The organism is Chryseobacterium sp. FH2 (assembly GCF_001045455.1).
In the GTDB taxonomy this organism is placed as follows: domain Bacteria; phylum Bacteroidota; class Bacteroidia; order Flavobacteriales; family Weeksellaceae; genus Chryseobacterium.
The window spans coordinates 36,887-53,544 of sequence record NZ_LFNE01000003.1 but is presented as its reverse complement, the minus strand read 5'-3'; the positions used below and the strand labels follow the sequence as shown (position 1 = coordinate 53,544).

At 33.5% G+C, this 16,658-nt stretch carries 17 protein-coding genes; 8 read left to right on the top strand and 9 right to left on the bottom strand.

Translation table 11 applies throughout. The annotated features are described in order from the left end of the window. Positions 1-13: 13 nt before the first annotated feature. The 4 genes from ACM39_RS05320 to ACM39_RS05305 all read right to left on the bottom strand — a co-directional run bounded on the left by ACM39_RS05320 (position 14) and on the right by ACM39_RS05305 (position 4,289). Positions 14-592: an NAD(P)H-dependent oxidoreductase gene (locus tag ACM39_RS05320; protein ID WP_048510003.1), complete on the bottom strand. Its 579-nt coding sequence runs from the start codon at positions 590-592 to the stop codon at positions 14-16. Further along, a complete protein-coding gene (locus ACM39_RS05315; protein WP_048510002.1) occupies positions 592-1,611 on the bottom strand; it encodes a saccharopine dehydrogenase in 1,020 nt (339 codons plus the stop codon). Before ACM39_RS05315 ends, ACM39_RS05320 begins: the two co-directional genes overlap by 1 nt. Before the next feature lie 54 nt (positions 1,612-1,665). Beyond that, positions 1,666-2,232, bottom strand: a complete 567-nt coding sequence (locus ACM39_RS05310; protein WP_048510340.1) for a Crp/Fnr family transcriptional regulator — start codon at positions 2,230-2,232, stop codon at positions 1,666-1,668. A gap of 287 nt (positions 2,233-2,519) precedes the next feature. Next, complete coding sequence (locus ACM39_RS05305; protein WP_048510001.1) at positions 2,520-4,289, bottom strand: aminopeptidase P family protein; 1,770 nt, start codon at positions 4,287-4,289, stop codon at positions 2,520-2,522. A 263-nt stretch (positions 4,290-4,552) separates the two neighbouring features. Here ACM39_RS05305 and ACM39_RS05300 point away from each other — a divergent pair, with 263 nt between their 5' ends. The 6 genes from ACM39_RS05300 (at position 4,553) to ACM39_RS05275 (ending at position 8,812) form a co-directional block, all read left to right on the top strand. Continuing rightward, positions 4,553-4,990, top strand: coding sequence for a DUF6526 family protein (locus ACM39_RS05300; protein WP_048510000.1), 438 nt, complete (start codon positions 4,553-4,555; stop codon positions 4,988-4,990). 27 nt (positions 4,991-5,017) lie between these two features. Beyond that, positions 5,018-5,185, top strand: coding sequence for a hypothetical protein (locus ACM39_RS05295; protein ID WP_048509999.1), 168 nt, complete (start codon positions 5,018-5,020; stop codon positions 5,183-5,185). A gap of 9 nt (positions 5,186-5,194) precedes the next feature. Next, positions 5,195-6,298 (top strand): DNA topoisomerase IB, encoded by a 1,104-nt coding sequence (locus ACM39_RS05290; RefSeq protein ID WP_048509998.1) that lies wholly within the window; start codon positions 5,195-5,197, stop codon positions 6,296-6,298. A gap of 81 nt (positions 6,299-6,379) precedes the next feature. Continuing rightward, positions 6,380-8,005, top strand: a complete 1,626-nt coding sequence (gene pruA / locus ACM39_RS05285; protein ID WP_048509997.1) for an L-glutamate gamma-semialdehyde dehydrogenase — start codon at positions 6,380-6,382, stop codon at positions 8,003-8,005. 230 nt (positions 8,006-8,235) lie between these two features. Beyond that, complete coding sequence (locus tag ACM39_RS05280) at positions 8,236-8,445, top strand: hypothetical protein (RefSeq protein ID WP_048509996.1); 210 nt, start codon at positions 8,236-8,238, stop codon at positions 8,443-8,445. A 154-nt stretch (positions 8,446-8,599) separates the two neighbouring features. Next, positions 8,600-8,812, top strand: a complete 213-nt coding sequence (locus tag ACM39_RS05275) for a hypothetical protein (protein WP_048509995.1) — start codon at positions 8,600-8,602, stop codon at positions 8,810-8,812. A gap of 62 nt (positions 8,813-8,874) precedes the next feature. On the opposite strand, the gene ACM39_RS05270 is transcribed toward ACM39_RS05275, so the two are convergent. After that, entirely contained in the window at positions 8,875-9,525 is a 651-nt protein-coding gene (locus tag ACM39_RS05270) for a hypothetical protein (RefSeq protein WP_048509994.1), read from the bottom strand. Between the two features lie 16 nt (positions 9,526-9,541). Continuing rightward, positions 9,542-10,195 carry a hypothetical protein gene (locus ACM39_RS05265; protein ID WP_131701415.1) on the bottom strand — a complete coding sequence of 218 codons (654 nt, stop codon included), beginning with the start codon at positions 10,193-10,195 and terminating at the stop codon, positions 9,542-9,544. Positions 10,196-10,632: 437 nt separating this feature from the next. Here ACM39_RS05265 and ACM39_RS05260 point away from each other — a divergent pair, with 437 nt between their 5' ends. Then, positions 10,633-11,793 carry a thioredoxin family protein gene (locus ACM39_RS05260; protein ID WP_048509992.1) on the top strand — a complete coding sequence of 387 codons (1,161 nt, stop codon included), beginning with the start codon at positions 10,633-10,635 and terminating at the stop codon, positions 11,791-11,793. A 217-nt stretch (positions 11,794-12,010) separates the two neighbouring features. Here the strand turns inward: ACM39_RS05260 and ACM39_RS05255 are convergent, their stop codons facing one another. The 3 genes from ACM39_RS05255 to ACM39_RS05245 form a co-directional block, all read right to left on the bottom strand. Beyond that, positions 12,011-12,694: a hypothetical protein gene (locus ACM39_RS05255; protein ID WP_048509991.1), complete on the bottom strand. Its 684-nt coding sequence runs from the start codon at positions 12,692-12,694 to the stop codon at positions 12,011-12,013. Positions 12,695-12,870: 176 nt separating this feature from the next. Further along, positions 12,871-14,367 carry a tetratricopeptide repeat protein gene (locus ACM39_RS05250; protein WP_048509990.1) on the bottom strand — a complete coding sequence of 499 codons (1,497 nt, stop codon included), beginning with the start codon at positions 14,365-14,367 and terminating at the stop codon, positions 12,871-12,873. A 166-nt stretch (positions 14,368-14,533) separates the two neighbouring features. After that, the gene (locus tag ACM39_RS05245; protein WP_048509989.1) at positions 14,534-15,556 is read right to left on the bottom strand and encodes a 3-oxoacyl-ACP synthase III family protein; all 1,023 of its coding nucleotides are present in this window, start codon (positions 15,554-15,556) and stop codon (positions 14,534-14,536) included. Positions 15,557-15,629: 73 nt separating this feature from the next. Here ACM39_RS05245 and ACM39_RS05240 point away from each other — a divergent pair, with 73 nt between their 5' ends. Next, positions 15,630-16,529 carry a CorA family divalent cation transporter gene (locus ACM39_RS05240; RefSeq protein ID WP_048509988.1) on the top strand — a complete coding sequence of 300 codons (900 nt, stop codon included), beginning with the start codon at positions 15,630-15,632 and terminating at the stop codon, positions 16,527-16,529. Positions 16,530-16,658: the final 129 nt, after the last annotated feature.

The window sequence follows — 16,658 nt, the reverse complement described above, 5'->3', positions numbered from 1 at the left end:
CATCCTAAAAACTTTAAATTTGTTTTTGGCCCAGTAATTTTACTTTTTCAAGCCATCTTTTGCGTTCTGTTTGATCAGAAGTCTTAATAATTCCTATATAAGTTACTTTTACAGGTTTAATTCCACAAAATTTCAAAACAGATTTTCTAAGCTGATTCACACTTGGTCTTCCAAAGAAAAGACAGTAATACCAACCTGGCTGATCTAAAGTTGTAATAATATGTGCTGTTTTACCTTTTAAAAATTTATCCCACCAAACAGAATTTTCACGGTACTTAAATGCCAAACCCGGTAAAAAAAGTCGGTCAATAAAGCCTTTTGTAATTGCAGGAAGTCCGCCCCACCAAACCGGATGAACCCATATTAAGTGATCTGCCCATTGTATTTTTTCCCAGGCATTTTTCAAATCTGGTTCTAGCTCGATTCTTTTTTGATATCCAAACTGCAAATTCGGGTTAAATTCTAAATCTGTAATAATAATTTCCTGTACTTCCGCACCAGACTGCAATGCTCCGATTTTATAAGCTTCCGCAAGTCCAAAATTGAAAGATTTTCTATTAGGATGTCCGTTTATAATAACTATTTTTTTCATTAATCGGTTTTTATGAGTATCGTTTCATATGTATTAAGTGATTCAAGAAGTATTTTCGGATAATGAAGCTCATGGCTAAAATAAACTTTATTTTCGAGATGATTTTTTAACAATTCTTCCGTATGTAAAACAGCAGAAAAAGCGGTCAATTCTGCCTGTCCTTTTAAACTTTGCAAACTTATTCTTATCGATTCCGTTTTCTTTTTAATAATAATTTCAAAAACGGATTGGTCTCCATTTCCACTTGACCCAAAAATCATTTTTCTTTCCTTTAAAGATAAGATATTAAACAGTCTAATTTTCTGAAAAATACCCAAAAGCCAAGTAATAAATTTCGAATTGTAAGTCATTTTAACTCTGACATTCGGGATTTTCTCTATTTTATTTAAAATATATAAATCCGGGACATCAAAATTATAAGCCTGCCTTTTTCCGATGCCGAAGGAAAAATTAAAATATTCAGAGTCTAAAAAATGTTGTATCAAAACAGGTTGATTATTTTTATAGCTGAAGAAAGGTTTAGCAACATTTTCAGCCATAAAATGAGCCGAACTTTCACCCGCCAAATCGTTAACCGAATAATACACAAAAAGCTCCACTTCCTCAACCTCTTTTTTATCGGTGACAGCATTTATCAGTCCGCTCACAATTCCTCCCATCCATCCGGAACTGAAAACGATTCTACTATTAACAGACTGATTTTTCGCCAGCTCATAAGCTTTCATCAAATCAGGAGTGGGTTTTGTAATATCTAAATAATCAATATTATTTTCAATGGCAAAACGTAGAACATTATCTTCTTTATCATTAACAGAAAGGATAATAAGATTGATTTTTTTCTCTAAGATTAGTTTTAAAGTTTGAGGTTTTGTAACATCAATTAACAAATCATTTCTAGTCTTTCCTTCCTTTCTTCCTCCAATAAAAATACCTGTTTGTGGGTTTCTTGATGCAAAAATTCTAGCGATAGTTTTACCTACCATTCCGTTTCCGCCGATAATTAAAATGTTTGACTGCATATAATTTTTTTAACAAAAATATCCGGTCACAGCCTCAATAAACAGGACAAATGTCTAAAAAGAAATATCTCTTCGGATACGGCTCAAATGTCTTTGAGTAATTCCTAAATAAGAAGCCAAATACTGCAACGGAATATCCTGAATATAATTGGGATGATTTTCAAGCAAAGAAGCATATCGTTGAGCTGCAGAATCTCTTTGGAGCTGAAAAAATCGTTTTTCAAGCTCAATATATTCCTGTTCGGCGATTATTTTTAAGAATTTTATCCAGGTCGGATTTTTATTTACCAGCTCTTCAATCTTCTCTTTTTTAATAACCAAAATATCAGTTTGAGAAATTGCCTGCATGTTTTCTAAACTCGGTTTTTCAGAAATAAATGAAGAATAAGAAGCAATCAGGTCATTTGGAAATCTAAAACAATATGTGATATCCTTTCCTTCATCAGAAATATAATAAGAGCGGAAAACTCCGGATTCTATAAAAGCTATTTCCTTACATTTCTCTCCTTCCTGAACAAAAAAGTCATGTTTATTTAACCTTTTTTTCTCAAAAAGCTTTAAAAAGTCTTCAATTTCATTTTCTGTAAATATATTAAAACTCTGAAAAAATTCCTGTATCATGAAAGAGGTTTGATTTTTTTCAAAATTAAGCAAACTCATTAGAAAATTTAAACAAAAAATAAAATCACCTCAGAATGAGATGATTTTACCGCTTTTGAATTTACTAAAGTTATGAAGATATGAAATGATGTTCTTTTTTGTTGATACAAAGATAGATTCGAACAAACTTTTTTATCTCAGGGTAAACCCTAAAATTTTTTCCGTAAAAATACGGTTGCGTAATAAAAAAAGCCCTGTAAATAGCTTACAGGACTTTTAAATTTATCTAACAATTACTTTGTTTAATATTACAGCGGACTTACCAATTGTAAGAACCACTCTTTTACTTCACCTTCCAAATGTGGCCCTATTTTCTCTTCACAAGTTTTGTGATAAGTATTTAACCAATGAATTTCCTTCTCAGAAAGGATTTCTTTTACGATCGTATCTTTAAAGAAAGGGCAGAAAGTCAAAGTTTCAAACTCATAAAAAGTCCCGTGAATTGTTTTTTCCGCTTCTTTTACGGCAATTAAATTCTCATGACGGATTCCGTAATCTCCTTCTAAATAATACCCTGGTTCGTTTGAACAAACCATTCCCACTAAAAGGTCTTGCGGGTTCATATCCTTTCTGATATTTTGAGGACCTTCATGTACGTTCATAAAACTTCCAACACCGTGGCCTGTTCCGTGATTAAAATCTTTTCCTTCCATCCACAATGGCAGTCTGGCAATAGCATCAAGATGAACTCCTTTTGTTCCTTTCGGGAATTTCACCATTGACAGACGAATTAACCCCTGTAATACTAAAGTAGAATTTCTTTTAAAATCATCAGAAACAGCTCCTAAAGCCAACGTTCTGGTAATATCTGTAGTTCCTTCAAGATATTGGCCTCCTGAATCTATCAAGATACTCGCATCATTTGTAACATCTTTGCTTCCTTCTCTTTTTGCTGAATAATGCATAATGGCACCGTTATCTTTGTATCCAACGATACTTCCGAAACTTTCTCCCACAAAATTTTCTCCTTCTGCACGGAAATCCCTTAATTTTTCACCAATTGAATATTCGTTCATTGTTTCTTTCCCCGCATTGTGAGTGAGCCAATACAGGAATTTTACCATGGCAACACCATCTCTTACCATTACTTTCCTGAAACCTTCCAACTCAGTTTCATTTTTCTGAGCCTTCATGAGGTTTCCCGGAACAGGAGCCTGGATAAATTGATTATCAGCCTTTAATACTTCAAAAATAGATTGATTGGTATTGGGAGAAACTAAAACTCTTTCGTTTTTAAATACTTTTAAATGATTGTAAAATTCTTCATATGGCATCATTTTCACGAAAGAATCGTCCATTTGCTTTCTTGCTTCAACTTCTAATTTTTCTAAATCAGTAAATAAGATAGCATCGTTTTTAGTGATAATAATATATCCTAAAAATACAGGATTGCTTTCTACATCGCTTCCTCTTAAATTCAGTGTCCAGGCTACATCATCCAGACTTGAAATAATGTGAACAGTAGCTTCCTGCTCTTCCATCTTCTGACGGATTGCAGAAATTTTATCTGTAACAGATTTTCCCGCTCTTTCTACAGGATGTACAAATATCGGATTTTTTGACGGCGTTCCTCTGTCAGTCCAGATTTGTTTTAAAAGAGGATTATCAACCAACGTGATATTCTTTGAATTTAATTTTTGAGTCAGGAGTTCCCAGTTTGCATGAGAAGTTGCAACAGCATTTACCGCTACATTTCCGTTTGCAGGAATTTCAGAAATAATCCAGTCAATATAGTTTGGAGTTCCCTCCATCCCGTCTTTGAAAAGATCGATTCCTGAACCTTCAAGTTCAATCGCAGCCTGAGTAAAGTATCTTCCATCCGTCCAGAGCCCCGCTTTATCTTTGGTAATAACCACAAAACCCGCAGAACCCAAAAATCCTGACAGCCATGCTCTTTCCTGCCATTGTTCAGGCAAATATTCACTCATATGAGGATCTGCAGAATATACTATAAATGCATCAACATTATTTTTCTGCATTTCTTCACGAAGCGCAGCTACTTTTTCCTTTGAAGTCATTTTTTAATAATTTTTAAAGAGGTGAAGTTACGAATTTTTTGAGGTTTGAAAATCAAATTTTCATGGTATTTTCTTGATTTTTCACTTTACTCTAATGCATTTATTAATCTTTTTTAATTTATAAAATGTTTCACCCGGAAAGATCAGATATTTCTATTAAGATATCGATTATTAAATGTAAACAACAGTATTTTAGATACCACAAATATCAATTATTATTAAAATTCCTATTTTTTGGAAAGATTCTTGCTACATTTTACATTATGGAAAGACAGAATTACAAAAATCACAGAAAATTTTATCCTCCTCACCATTTCATTTATCTTCCATTATTAATTCTGTTGGAAGTTTTTGGGATTTATAAAATCTTTAATGATGAACCTGATACATTAACGTGGATATTATTTTCAATTGTGATATTTCTGATTTTCTATCTGGCAATAATGGTTCGGCAACATTATGCTTTAGGGCTTCAAAACCGTTTGGTAAGAATTGAGTTTAAACAAAGATATTTTGAAATCTTTAATCAAAGATCAGATGAAGTGGAAAAAAAACTGAAGTTTGACCAGATCGCCGCATTAAGGTTTGCCTATGATAATGAATTCAAGGAACTTTTATACAGAGCGCTTCATGAAAATATTTCTGGAGATAAGATTAAAAAGTCCATCAAGAACTGGCGGGCAGACCAACACAGAATTTAAAATAATAAACACTAAAAATAAATTATTATGAAAAAGTTAGCCTTATTCAGTATTACAATATTCAGTTTACTATTATTGACAAGTTGTGAAGCAGTAGAGACCGTTTTTAAGGCAGGAATGTGGTGGGGAATCATATTAGTTGTAGGCGTGATAGGCATTTTATTATGGCTATTTTCAAGGGGTAAGAACTCTTAACCAGATTTTATGGAAAATTCAGACTTAGACCTCATTTCACATCTGAAGCCTTCAAAAATTGTCAAGATTATGAAAGATCCGGTAGCATCTGCAAAGGCGGTACATCTCGTATATACCTCCGATGCAGAAACAGCCGGTATCACCCGGAAAAAGAACGGAAAAAAATATTCCTATTATAAAGACGGAGAAAAAATCAAAGATAAAGAGGAAATTTCCAGAATTAATAAGCTTGTCATTCCCCCGGCTTGGGAAAACGTCTGGATTTGCGCATTAGACAACGGACATCTCCAGGCAACAGGCTTTGATATCAAAAGAAGAAAACAGTACCGCTATCATCCTTTATGGAGCGCATTAAGAAATCATACGAAATTTTACAGAATGCTTCAGTTCGGATATGCGTTACCTCAAATAAGGCTTCACATTGAGCAAGATCTGGCATTAAGAAACTTTGAAAAAAGAAAAATCTTAGCTTTAATTGTAAGTTTAATGCAAAGAACAAATATCAGAATTGGAAATAATGCTTACGAAAAACTTTACGGTTCTTTTGGGTTAACGACTTTAAAAGACAAACATGTGAAAATTCAAGGGCAGAAAATCAATTTTTCCTTTAAAGGCAAAAAAGGAATTATGCACAATGTGGATTTGAAAAGCAAAAGGCTTTCGAGACTGGTTCAAAAATGTAAAGATATTCCCGGAAAAGAACTCTTTCAGTTTTATGATGATGAAGGAAACCATCATTCCATAGATTCGGGAATGGTGAATAATTATATTAAAGAAATCAGTGGTGAAGATTTTACCGCAAAAGATTTCAGAACGTGGTCCGGAACAGTGAATGCCTTGATCGCATTCAAAGAAATAGGCTATGCGGAAAGCAATACAGAATATAAAAGGAAAGTAAAAGAAGCCCTTGAAATGGTCGCTTCCCATCTTGGAAATACAAGCACAGTCTGCAGAAAATATTATGTGCATCCTTTGGTTATTAACCTGTATGAAAATAATTCTATCAAAAAATATCTTGATGAATTAGAAAAAATAGAAGAAAATGACGGCAAAGCTGGCTTAACTCAGGAAGAAAAACTGGTACTCAAAATTTTAGAAAACGAAAAGATATAAATAGTCTCTATCGATTTTTTGTCCAAATTAAATGTTGTAAATTTGTATCATTAGCAAATTAAAAAAATAATACAACGTAATATGTCAAAAGCAATTTCGCAAGTACCATTTGCAGTAAATGAACCGGTAAATTCTTACGCACCCGGAACTCTAGAAGTAAAAAGTCTTATTGCTCAATATAAAAAAATGTGGGCTGAAAAGATAGAAATCCCAATGGTGATCAACGGTAAAGAAGTAAAAACCGGTGATACGGTTCAGCTTCAGTCGCCTCAGGATCATGCTCATGATTTCGGTTTTTATCACAGAGGAACAATGCAACATGTAGATGATGCTATTGACGCTGCATTGGCTGCAAAAAAAGAATGGAATGAGCTGGGTTGGGAACACCGCGCTGCTATCTTCTTAAAAGCTGCTGATTTATTGGCGGGACCTTACAGAGATGTTATCAATGCTGCTACAATGATTGGCCAGTCTAAGAATGTACACCAGGCCGAGATTGATGCTGCTTGTGAATTCATTGATTTCTTAAGATTCAACGTAGAATTCATGACGGAAATGTATTCTGAACAACCGGTTTCTGATGCTGGAATCTGGAATCGTGTGGAATACAGGCCACTAGAAGGATTTTGTTTCGCAGTAACACCATTCAACTTTACAGCTATTTCAGGAAATTTACCAACTTGTATGGCAATGCTTGGAAACGTAGTGGTTTGGAAGCCATCTGATAAGCAAATTTATTCTGCAAAAGTGATTATGGACGTTCTTACGGAAGCCGGTCTTCCTGCAGGAGTTATCAACATGATTTTTACGGACGGAAAAGAAACTGCCGAAAAAGTTTTAGCACACAGGGATTTTGCAGGACTTCACTTTACTGGTTCTACAAAGGTATTCCAAGGAATGTGGAAAATGATTGGTGATAACATTCACAACTACAGAACATATCCAAGAATCGTAGGGGAAACCGGTGGAAAAGATTTTGTTATCGCTCACCCTTCTTCAAACGTAGAAGCTGTGGCAACTGCTTTGGTAAGAGGTGCTTTTGAATATCAGGGGCAAAAATGTTCTGCTGCTTCAAGAGCTTATATTCCTCAGTCGCTTTGGGCTGATGTGAAAAAAGTAATGGAAACTCAGATCAGTTCAATCAAAATCGGTTCTCCGGAAGATCCTTCAAACTTCGTCAATGCTGTAATCGACAAAAATTCCTTCGAAAAATGTAAGGGTTATATCGACAGAGCAAACGCGTCAAATGAGGCAAACGTAGTAATCGGTGGAAAAGTTGATGATTCCAAAGGATGGTTTGTACACCCCACCGTAATTGAAACTACCAATCCTCAATATGAAAGTATGGTTGAAGAAATCTTCGGCCCAATCTTATCGGTTTTCGTTTATGAAGACAAAGATTGGAAAGAAACTTTAAAAGTAGTTGATGCATCTTCTCCTTATTCATTGACAGGTTCAGTTTTCGCACAGGACCGTTACGCTATCAACGAAGCTTTCAAAGCATTGGAAAATGCTTCAGGAAACTTCTACATTAATGACAAACCAACAGGTGCAGTTGTAGGTCAACAACCTTTCGGAGGTGGTAGAGCATCAGGAACTAATGATAAAGCAGGTTCTAAAATGAATTTACTGAGATGGACATCCGTAAGAAGTATTAAAGAAACTTTTGTCTCTCCTAAAGATTACAAATATCCATATTTAGGTTAGTAGTGAGCAATCAGTAATTATTGTTTATCGATAAATACAGCCTCGAAATTCCGGTTTCGGGGCCTTTTTATAATGAAAAATTAATTTTAAATTGAAGTTTAAATCTGTTTTTTATTTGCAACTTATTGGTTTTTAACAAAATTTAAACTATTTTATTGATATTTTAATAAATAGTCACCCCTATTCGGAACAATAATTGAACTTTTACTACTACATCAAAATAAAATATTATGAAAAAGTTATTAGCTGTCATAGGTTTAGGAATAATCGCAATAAGTTGCGGAACAAAAGAGTCTTCTATGTCATCAAGTAATACAGATTCTGCAACAGTAAATAATACAGTACAAAGCGTACCTCCTACTGCAACAGATACAACTACTACGTCTACCAATCCTGACACGATCAAGATGAGAGCGGATTCAACAACTATTGTTAAATAATAAAAAGTTAACTTAAATATGGAAATCCTCAGATGAAAGTTCTGCGGATTTTTTTATATTAAAATTTAAGAATCAACAACAATTCAAGCTAAAATAAATATATTTCACCTAATATTCATTATATTTGATTATACTAAACATTAAAATAATTACTATGAAAAAATTATGGATTGGGGCTGTTTTTGGCTTATTCTTTTTGGGAAGTTGTGCCGATAAAAAAGAAAATAGAGAAGAATTCAAAGAAGCACATGATAAAGATTCTTTGAGAAATAAAATGGGAGATTCTGCTGTTGCCAATTCAGAAGAGGCTTCAGCTACAATTTCCGATACTTCTAAAGCAAAAACCGATAGTACAAACACTAAATAAAAAAACAAGAATCCGCAGAAAATTTTGCGGATTCTTGTTTTTTTATTTTTCATATATCATCATTAATCCATTCGAACTATATTAATTTTATACGTAACCCCCGACAGATTATTCGTCGATCCATATATAAGGGTCTGGAACGAAAGTGTTTGTCCGGCATTTAATTTATATACATCTTTAATTCTTACGTATTGATTGGCCGCACTCAAACCACTTTCAGGATTATAAATTTTAGTATTGTTATAGAGTTGCGAGCTGCCGCTTTTCGTAATGGATGCGTAAGCCAAATATCCATCACCGCTATCTGACGCACTGGAACGCTGTGGATAGGTCACTGTAAAAGCAACCCAATACAAACCAGCCTGTGAAGCAGTGAAGACATTTCCGTTGAATTCATTCAGATTATCAAACTCCTCTACAGGCGTATTAGTGGCATTTGTATTATAAAAAATATTGTTTATTGCCATTGTAAGATTTCCTGATACGCGGATTGCACTTACTGTATTGAAGTTTTGTCTTTTGATTACCCCGGTAGATGTAGATACCAGAGTTTCCAGATTAGATTGATTTTGCTGTAGCCCTTCCACTCTGAAAGGGTCGGCACCTCCGTTTCCTCTTATATGAAGCATATTGGTTGGCTGATTGGTATTCACTCCTACTTGTGCGCAAAGATTTAATCCTAAAAAAATAGAGCTCAAATATAATTTTTTCATTTTCCAAATTTTAAGATTAATCCATACGTACAATATTTATTTTATAAGAAGCCGAAGTGGAAGCTCCTGCACCATAAGCTCTCGTCTGGAAGCTGACTGTATCTCCTGCGTTCAGCTTAAAAACAGCTGAAGCCTCAGAATAACTATTCCCGGTTGCTACTCCTGAAACTTCGGTGATAGCTATTTTTGCTGCATTATTTTCAGTAACTGTACTATTCTTTAAAATTACAGCATGTCCTAAAAAGCCATCGCCGCTATTTTGTTGCGTGAACTGTACAATTAAAGTTACCATATATAACCCTGTCTGTAAGGCAGTAAAAGTGTTTCCGGTAAATTCACTGAGATTATCGTATTCTTTTACCGGCGCCGAAGTGATGTTAGTGGCATAATAAATATCGCTCGCCGCCAGCGTAATATTTCCCGTTGCTCTAACGGAGCTGATTGAATTTGAGTTCCTCAATCTTGTGACTCCATTTGCATCTGCCACTAATGTTCCTGCTGTGTTTTGTGCGGGTAATAAATTTTCAATCCGTAAAGGATCCGAGGTTCCGTTTCCTTTAATATGAAGAGTATTCGTGGGTGTGGGCGTATTTATTCCTACATTTCCCGATTGTGCGTGCATAGAGGCATAACCTACTATAAAAGTAGATAAAAATAATAATTGTTTCATCCCTAATGTTATTTATGTTTGTATCTATTTTAGAGTAGGCTCTTGATGTGTATGTCCTTATTAAATAAACAAATACCTACTTGTGAATAATTATTATTCTAACAACCTTAAAAGTAAAATATTTTTTCATGTTTAATGTTTAAGAATCATTCTATTTTCCTTACAAAAGAAAGAAAGTATTCAAGAACAACAAAAAAACAGCCTATCACATTGGTATCACATTTTCATAAAAACCCGGAAAATAACAAAATAGAATGCAATATCTTTGTAATAAAATTCAATCTTAAATAAAAAACAAAATAAGTTGCAGAATTTTGATCGCAATAACAGAAAAAAACATTAAACAAAGCAGAAGTTGTATTCTACAAAATCATATTCACAATTAAAATAGTTTATTTAACATAATCATTACATTTGTATCTAAGTAAAAAATATTTATGAAAAAAATAGCAATATTCTCTTCCCTTTTCATTGGCGCAATTGCTTTTGCTCAGGGGATAAAATTTGAAGACAGCAACTTTACATCAATTTTGGCAAAAGCAAAAAAAGAAAATAAACTTGTGTTTGTGGACGCCTATGCTTCATGGTGTGGACCTTGTAAACTAATGGTGAAAAATATTTTCCCTTTACAGTCTGTTGGCGATTATTATAATTCACACTTTATCAATGCAAAGATTGACATGGAAAAAGGTGAAGGAATTGATTTAGCAAAAAAATATAACGTAAAAGCTTTTCCTACCTATCTTTTCATCAATGGTGATGGCGAGGAAGTACACAGAACCTTGGGCTATGTAGAAGAAAAAGATTTCATTCAGTTTGCAAAAGATGCCGGAGATCCCAACAAAAGATTAGCAGCTTTAAAACAAAAATTTGAAAATGGAGAAAAAGATCCTGAATTTTTGAAAAACCTTGCCGGTCTTACACTTTATAATGATGCAGCTTTTTCTAACAGCGTGTTGGAACGTTATTTTAATGGTAAAACAGAGTTGGATCAGGAAGATATCCAGATTTTACTTATAGCAATTCAAAGCACAGAAGGCCCATTGTACAAAATGTTCCTGGATAAAAAAACAGATATTCAGAAACTTCTTCCAGGTGACCAGTATGATAAATTTGACAAGAATATAAAACTAAACACTATCGTTAAAAAAGCCTATAACACAGACACAAAAACTTGGAATGACAATTTTTTTATGTCTGAAACTCAAAAGTTTTTAACTAAGGAGGAAGCTGAAAAAGCTTTAAAAAGAGCAAAAGCAAGCAGAGCTTTAAAAAATAAAGATATTGCAACTTATGAAAAACTGAGTTTAGAATTATACAAAGATACTTCTACTGCAAGTTCTAGAGAATTAAACTCTCTTGCCTGGGATTTCTTTGAAAATGTAAACAACAAATCTTCTTTAGAACAAGCTTTATTATGGGCCCAGGAATCTGTAAAGAAAGATGAAAATTATGCTAATACAGATACCCTTGCAAATCTTTACAACAAAATAGGAGATAAAAAGAATGCCAAACTCTGGGCTGAGAAATCAATAAGCATGGCAAAAAGCACAGGACAGGATTCTTCTGATACCGAAAAATTATTACAAAGCCTTTAAAACAAAATCCGGATTTCTCCGGATTTTTTATTTTTTCACTAAGTATTTCATTAATTATAGCGTTTTAATTTTAGCAAATTAAAAATAGCCTCCAATCTTTTCTCATCATTTGCGCAGGGAAAACAATGGAAAGGAGGCTATAAAAATTGAGGGATTATTTCGTATAGCTAGGAGTCTTGTATTTATATTACATTAACCTAGATTTGTTAAAATCATATTATTCAGAAACATAGACTGCTGATATTGATGAACTGCTTAATTTATATTGTCTGGTATGACTCCCTGTAACTGAAATCTGATCTCCTACCGAACAATAAGCCGTACCAACGAGATTATGAAATACATAGGGTGTACGCTCACTATGATTGGTTGTATTTCTGGCTACAGCAACTCCCGTTGTATTATTGGTTAAGGCAGAGCTTGCAGTACCTGACGTTTCACCATTAGGATTTGTATTCAAATCATAGGTAAGATAAACAACAATCTGGTAGTAGCCGGCCTTTACTATTGTAATCCTACCGGTAGTCGAATTATAAGTAAGATTAGAATTATCAATCTTAGGAATACTGTTGAAAATTACAGTATTAGTAGTACCTCCTCCAAAAGTGCCTGAAGCCGGGCTGATACTGTTTTTGGTACCTACAATTGTCGTTTTAGGAATAAAAACCTCTTCCAGATTTACCCAGCCTGGAGCAACTCCGGGTCCATTGGAACGGATGATCTGTCCTGTAATTCCGGCACTTCCTGCTGCAGAGGCATTCCCCCCCAGATTCAGCTCATTCGTAACCTGTAATGCACCATTCACGTGAAGGGTTTTCTGCGGGGTTGGAGTATTAATCCCAACTTGTGAAAATGTAAACGAGAAAATAAAGAGGGTTGATAATAAAATAATTTTTTTCATTTTTTTGATATTTTTAGTTATCCTTGATTAACAATAAATAAAAAACCTTTATGGATTGTTCAAAATTTAATTCAAAAATTCTCTGAATTAAATTTCTCAACAAAGCAAATAAAATTTATCAACACTTTGAAAAAAACACCTATCTCACAAATATCTAAAATAATAAATATTTAATATTAAACATTTTGCTCTAAATTATTCATCCATGCATAAATATCTTCTGACGAGGATATATTAAGTTTTTTCCTGATCCTGTTTTTCCGTAGCTGAATTGCTCTGGGAGTAATAAAGTTATATTCCGCAATATCCTTAGTAGAAAAATTCAGCTTCAATAAAGCGCAGAATTTTAATGTTTCAGGATTAATATCCGGATATACTTTTAGTAAAGCCTGATAAAACTCCGGATATATTTCTATAAAACGGGCAATAAACTCAGGCTTATTTTTTTTAGCCAGAAAAACCACCTCATCAAAACCGTCTTTAATTTTATTTTCAAGCTTTTTTGTTTGTTTTTCCTGACTTTTTATAATTTCTTCTTTTTCTGCAAGAACGAGTTTCTCTCTTTCCAACTGTCTTTCTATATCTTTTTTCTCTTGGAAATATCTGTAAATACAATAAATTAAGATGATTAACAATAAAGAAAAGGCTATTGATACATAATAAAAGCGGATTTTGTTTTTACCATATTCAGCTTCAGTTTTATCTAAAAATTTTTGTATAGAAATATCCAGAGATTTCTTCTGCCGGGCGTTGATACTGTCTTTGATTGTTGTAGCTTTTGTAAGGTATTCTGTGGCTTTTGCGAAATCTTTTTTCTTTTGAGATATTTCGGCAAGGTGCTGATAGGCTTCAAGAATGATACCCGATTCATTTGATTCTATAGCTTTTTTTAAAGACTTTTCATAAAAATCTATGCTCCTGATATAGTCCTGTTTTTTTTCATAGAATTTTCCCCAGCTTTGGTACAGTATAGACTCATCAAAAGCTGTATAAGCCATATAAATATCTGTCTTCCTCCCCCATTTGTGAGTAGCTTCATTTAAATAATACCTTGCAGAATCTTCATTATTTTTATAATCATTAAAAAAATTAGCCAACTGTATTGTATTATATGAGTCCTGGACTGCTTTATAAGCTGCTTTTTTGTAATAATATGCAGAATCTTCGTTTCCTGTTTTCTCATAAATATCACCTATATTACTATAAGCATAATTAATCAAATATGTTCTTCTTTCCTTTCTTGGAATTTTATACGCTGATTGTATGGTTTTATGAAAATATTTCACTGATGCCGAATACACTTCCAACATTAAATAATTATTCCCATATACAGTATAAATAATTGCAGACAATTCTTCATTATTGATTTTTCTGTTATACTGCATGGCAATGTCAAGATAAAATAAACTTCTTTTATATTCCCCCATCATTGAAAGGGCATTCCCAATATTGTAATACCCCATCACTAATCCTGCTTTGTAGTCGTTCTCTTTACATTCGTTAATAAGCTTATTATTCAGTAATATCACTTCTTCAAACTTCCCGGAATTTATTAGTTCATTACTTACAAACCAAAGCTGTCTGGTCGTTTCATGTTTATCAAATTTCTTTGCTGAAACAGAATAAAATATGCATAAAAGCAGAATAGGTAATAGTCTATTAATCTGGACCATATTATATTATTTATATCATCAGAAACATTGTTGGGCAAAGAAAATAAAATTCTGTTGAGATATAAAAGATATAGATATCTCACAGCTATCTAAAATGTTTATTTTTAGTATGTCTAATAAAAAAGCGAACAAAAATGTCCGCTTTACCTCATATAATAATTTAGTCTTAATATTCAAACAAAACGCTACCCCAAGTAAATCCACTTCCGAAAGCTGAAAGAAGAACTAAATCTCCCCTTTTAATTTTGCCCAATTCAATTGCTTCATTTAATGCGATTGGAATAGAAGCAGCTGTTGTATTACCATATTTCTGAATATTATTATGAACTTTCTCATCTGGTAATCCAAACTTTTGCTGTACAAACTGAGCAATTCTCAAATTCGCCTGATGCGGAATAAACATATCAACATCTTCAATCGTTTTTCCTGCTTTATCTAAAGCTTCATGCATCGTTTCAGGAAATCTTGTCACCGCATGTTTGAATACAAAATTTCCGTTCATGATAGGATAAACTTCTTTATCCGTAACGTTTTCAGGTTCTTTTCTCATTCTGTCACTCCATCCGAATTTAGACCCTGGGAACTGGGTACACAATTCATCTGCATATTTTCCCTCCGAATGCATATTTACGGCCAATATATCTCCTGCATTTTCGTCTTCTGTAGCAGAAAGTACAATAGCCCCTGCCCCATCACCAAAAATAACAGAAACCCCTCTTCCTTCATCAGAAAAATCTAATCCGAAAGAGTGAACTTCAGCGCCTACAACCAAGATATTTTTATAAATACCTGATTTAATAAAAGCATTGGCAACACTCATAGCATAGATAAAGCCCGAACATTGATTTCTCACGTCCAAAGCTCCAATAGTATCACAACCCAGCATATCCTGTAGCAAGACTCCGCATCCCGGAAAATAATAATCCGGAGAAAGTGTTGCAAAGACAATATAATCAATATCTTGAGCAGTCATACCCGCTTTTTGCAATGCTTTTTCAGAAGCTTTAAAACCTAAATAGGCTGTCGTTTCCTGGGAATCATTTCTATTTTTCCTGTGTCTTCTTTCTCTGATGCCTGTTCTTTCCGTGATCCATTCATCATTAGTGGTCATTAATTTCGCTAGATCATCATTCGTAACAATGTTATCTGGAACATAAAATCCGATCCCTTTTATTGTACTTTTAATCATATAGTTTTTTAATTTTGGCAAAGATAAACTTATTTAACACATAGTATTTCAAAATATTACTATTTTTACTATTATGCCAATCGATACAATTTACAGAAATTCCCAATGCGAATGGGTAGATGTAGAAGCACCTACAGCAGAAGACGTGAAATTTCTCCATGAAAGATACGAAATCAATAATCTCCTTTTGGAAGATACTTTAGACCCCAACCACTTACCCAAATATGAAGAAGATCGAGATGTGAAATTCTTTTTACTTCGTGAAAGTACAGAGCTTGAACGGAAAAACCTCAACACCATCAGCGATATAAGCACCAAAATTGGGATTTTCATTGTAGGAAATACTATTATTACAATTCACAGGATGAAAACCCGGAGTATTACCGAAACAAAGAAAATACTTTCAGGGTCCCAAAAAGAAATAAGCCCGCAAAAGATTGCTTTACAAATAGCCCTGCTCATCATGAAAAGCTTTGATGATGAATCTGTAAGCCTTTTGGAAACGATGGATAATATTGAAAACGAAATTTTTCTCAAAAATACCAATCACACAAATCAAATCCGAAGATTGTATAAATTAAAAAGAAAATCAGGTTTAAACTCAAGAGTTTTGACAATTTCTACGGATGCAGTTGATAAATTTAAACTTCTTGGATTACAGGATTCCGAAGTAGTTGATTTAAAGGATAAACATAAGGATGTTGTTGCTGATTTTGACCATCTAAACATACAAATTACTAACTTAATCGGAATGTTTTTGGCTCTCTCCGATCAAAAAGCAAATCAGGTGATGAAGGTTTTGGCTATTTATTCGGTCTATTTTTTACCTATCACTTTTATTGCAGGGGTCTACGGAATGAATTTTGACAATATGCCTGAACTTCACCACAAATATGGATATTTTATCACTTTAGGAGTGATGGCTTTGGTTGTTTTTTGCACATTCATCTACGCCAGAAGAAAACAATGGTAATTATACTAGCCGAAGTATAGTAAAAACCCTGTAAATGCAAAGTTGATTTATAATTAATTTTAAATAGTAAAACGAATGATCAAAATGCTGTAATTTTATTATGTTAAATCAGGACTTCAGTACCATTGT

Bases quoted from the DNA above. Each gene is read 5' to 3' on its own strand.
- ACM39_RS05270 (WP_048509994.1), bottom strand. From the start codon at position 9,525: ATGAAAAAATTATATTTGAGCTCTATTTTTTTAGGATTAAATCTTTGC.
- ACM39_RS05275 (WP_048509995.1), top strand. From the start codon at position 8,600: ATGAAAAAATTATGGATTGGGGCTGTTTTTGGCTTATTCTTTTTGGGA.
- ACM39_RS05240 (WP_048509988.1), top strand. From the start codon at position 15,630: ATGCCAATCGATACAATTTACAGAAATTCCCAATGCGAATGGGTAGAT.
- ACM39_RS05260 (WP_048509992.1), top strand. From the start codon at position 10,633: ATGAAAAAAATAGCAATATTCTCTTCCCTTTTCATTGGCGCAATTGCT.
- ACM39_RS05310 (WP_048510340.1), bottom strand. From the start codon at position 2,232: ATGATACAGGAATTTTTTCAGAGTTTTAATATATTTACAGAAAATGAA.
- pruA (WP_048509997.1), top strand. From the start codon at position 6,380: ATGTCAAAAGCAATTTCGCAAGTACCATTTGCAGTAAATGAACCGGTA.
- ACM39_RS05290 (WP_048509998.1), top strand. From the start codon at position 5,195: ATGGAAAATTCAGACTTAGACCTCATTTCACATCTGAAGCCTTCAAAA.
- ACM39_RS05250 (WP_048509990.1), bottom strand. From the start codon at position 14,367: ATGGTCCAGATTAATAGACTATTACCTATTCTGCTTTTATGCATATTT.
- ACM39_RS05255 (WP_048509991.1), bottom strand. From the start codon at position 12,694: ATGAAAAAAATTATTTTATTATCAACCCTCTTTATTTTCTCGTTTACA.
- ACM39_RS05245 (WP_048509989.1), bottom strand. From the start codon at position 15,556: ATGATTAAAAGTACAATAAAAGGGATCGGATTTTATGTTCCAGATAAC.
- ACM39_RS05315 (WP_048510002.1), bottom strand. From the start codon at position 1,611: ATGCAGTCAAACATTTTAATTATCGGCGGAAACGGAATGGTAGGTAAA.
- ACM39_RS05265 (WP_131701415.1), bottom strand. From the start codon at position 10,195: ATGAAACAATTATTATTTTTATCTACTTTTATAGTAGGTTATGCCTCT.
- ACM39_RS05300 (WP_048510000.1), top strand. From the start codon at position 4,553: ATGGAAAGACAGAATTACAAAAATCACAGAAAATTTTATCCTCCTCAC.
- ACM39_RS05295 (WP_048509999.1), top strand. From the start codon at position 5,018: ATGAAAAAGTTAGCCTTATTCAGTATTACAATATTCAGTTTACTATTA.
- ACM39_RS05305 (WP_048510001.1), bottom strand. From the start codon at position 4,289: ATGACTTCAAAGGAAAAAGTAGCTGCGCTTCGTGAAGAAATGCAGAAA.
- ACM39_RS05320 (WP_048510003.1), bottom strand. From the start codon at position 592: ATGAAAAAAATAGTTATTATAAACGGACATCCTAATAGAAAATCTTTC.
- ACM39_RS05280 (WP_048509996.1), top strand. From the start codon at position 8,236: ATGAAAAAGTTATTAGCTGTCATAGGTTTAGGAATAATCGCAATAAGT.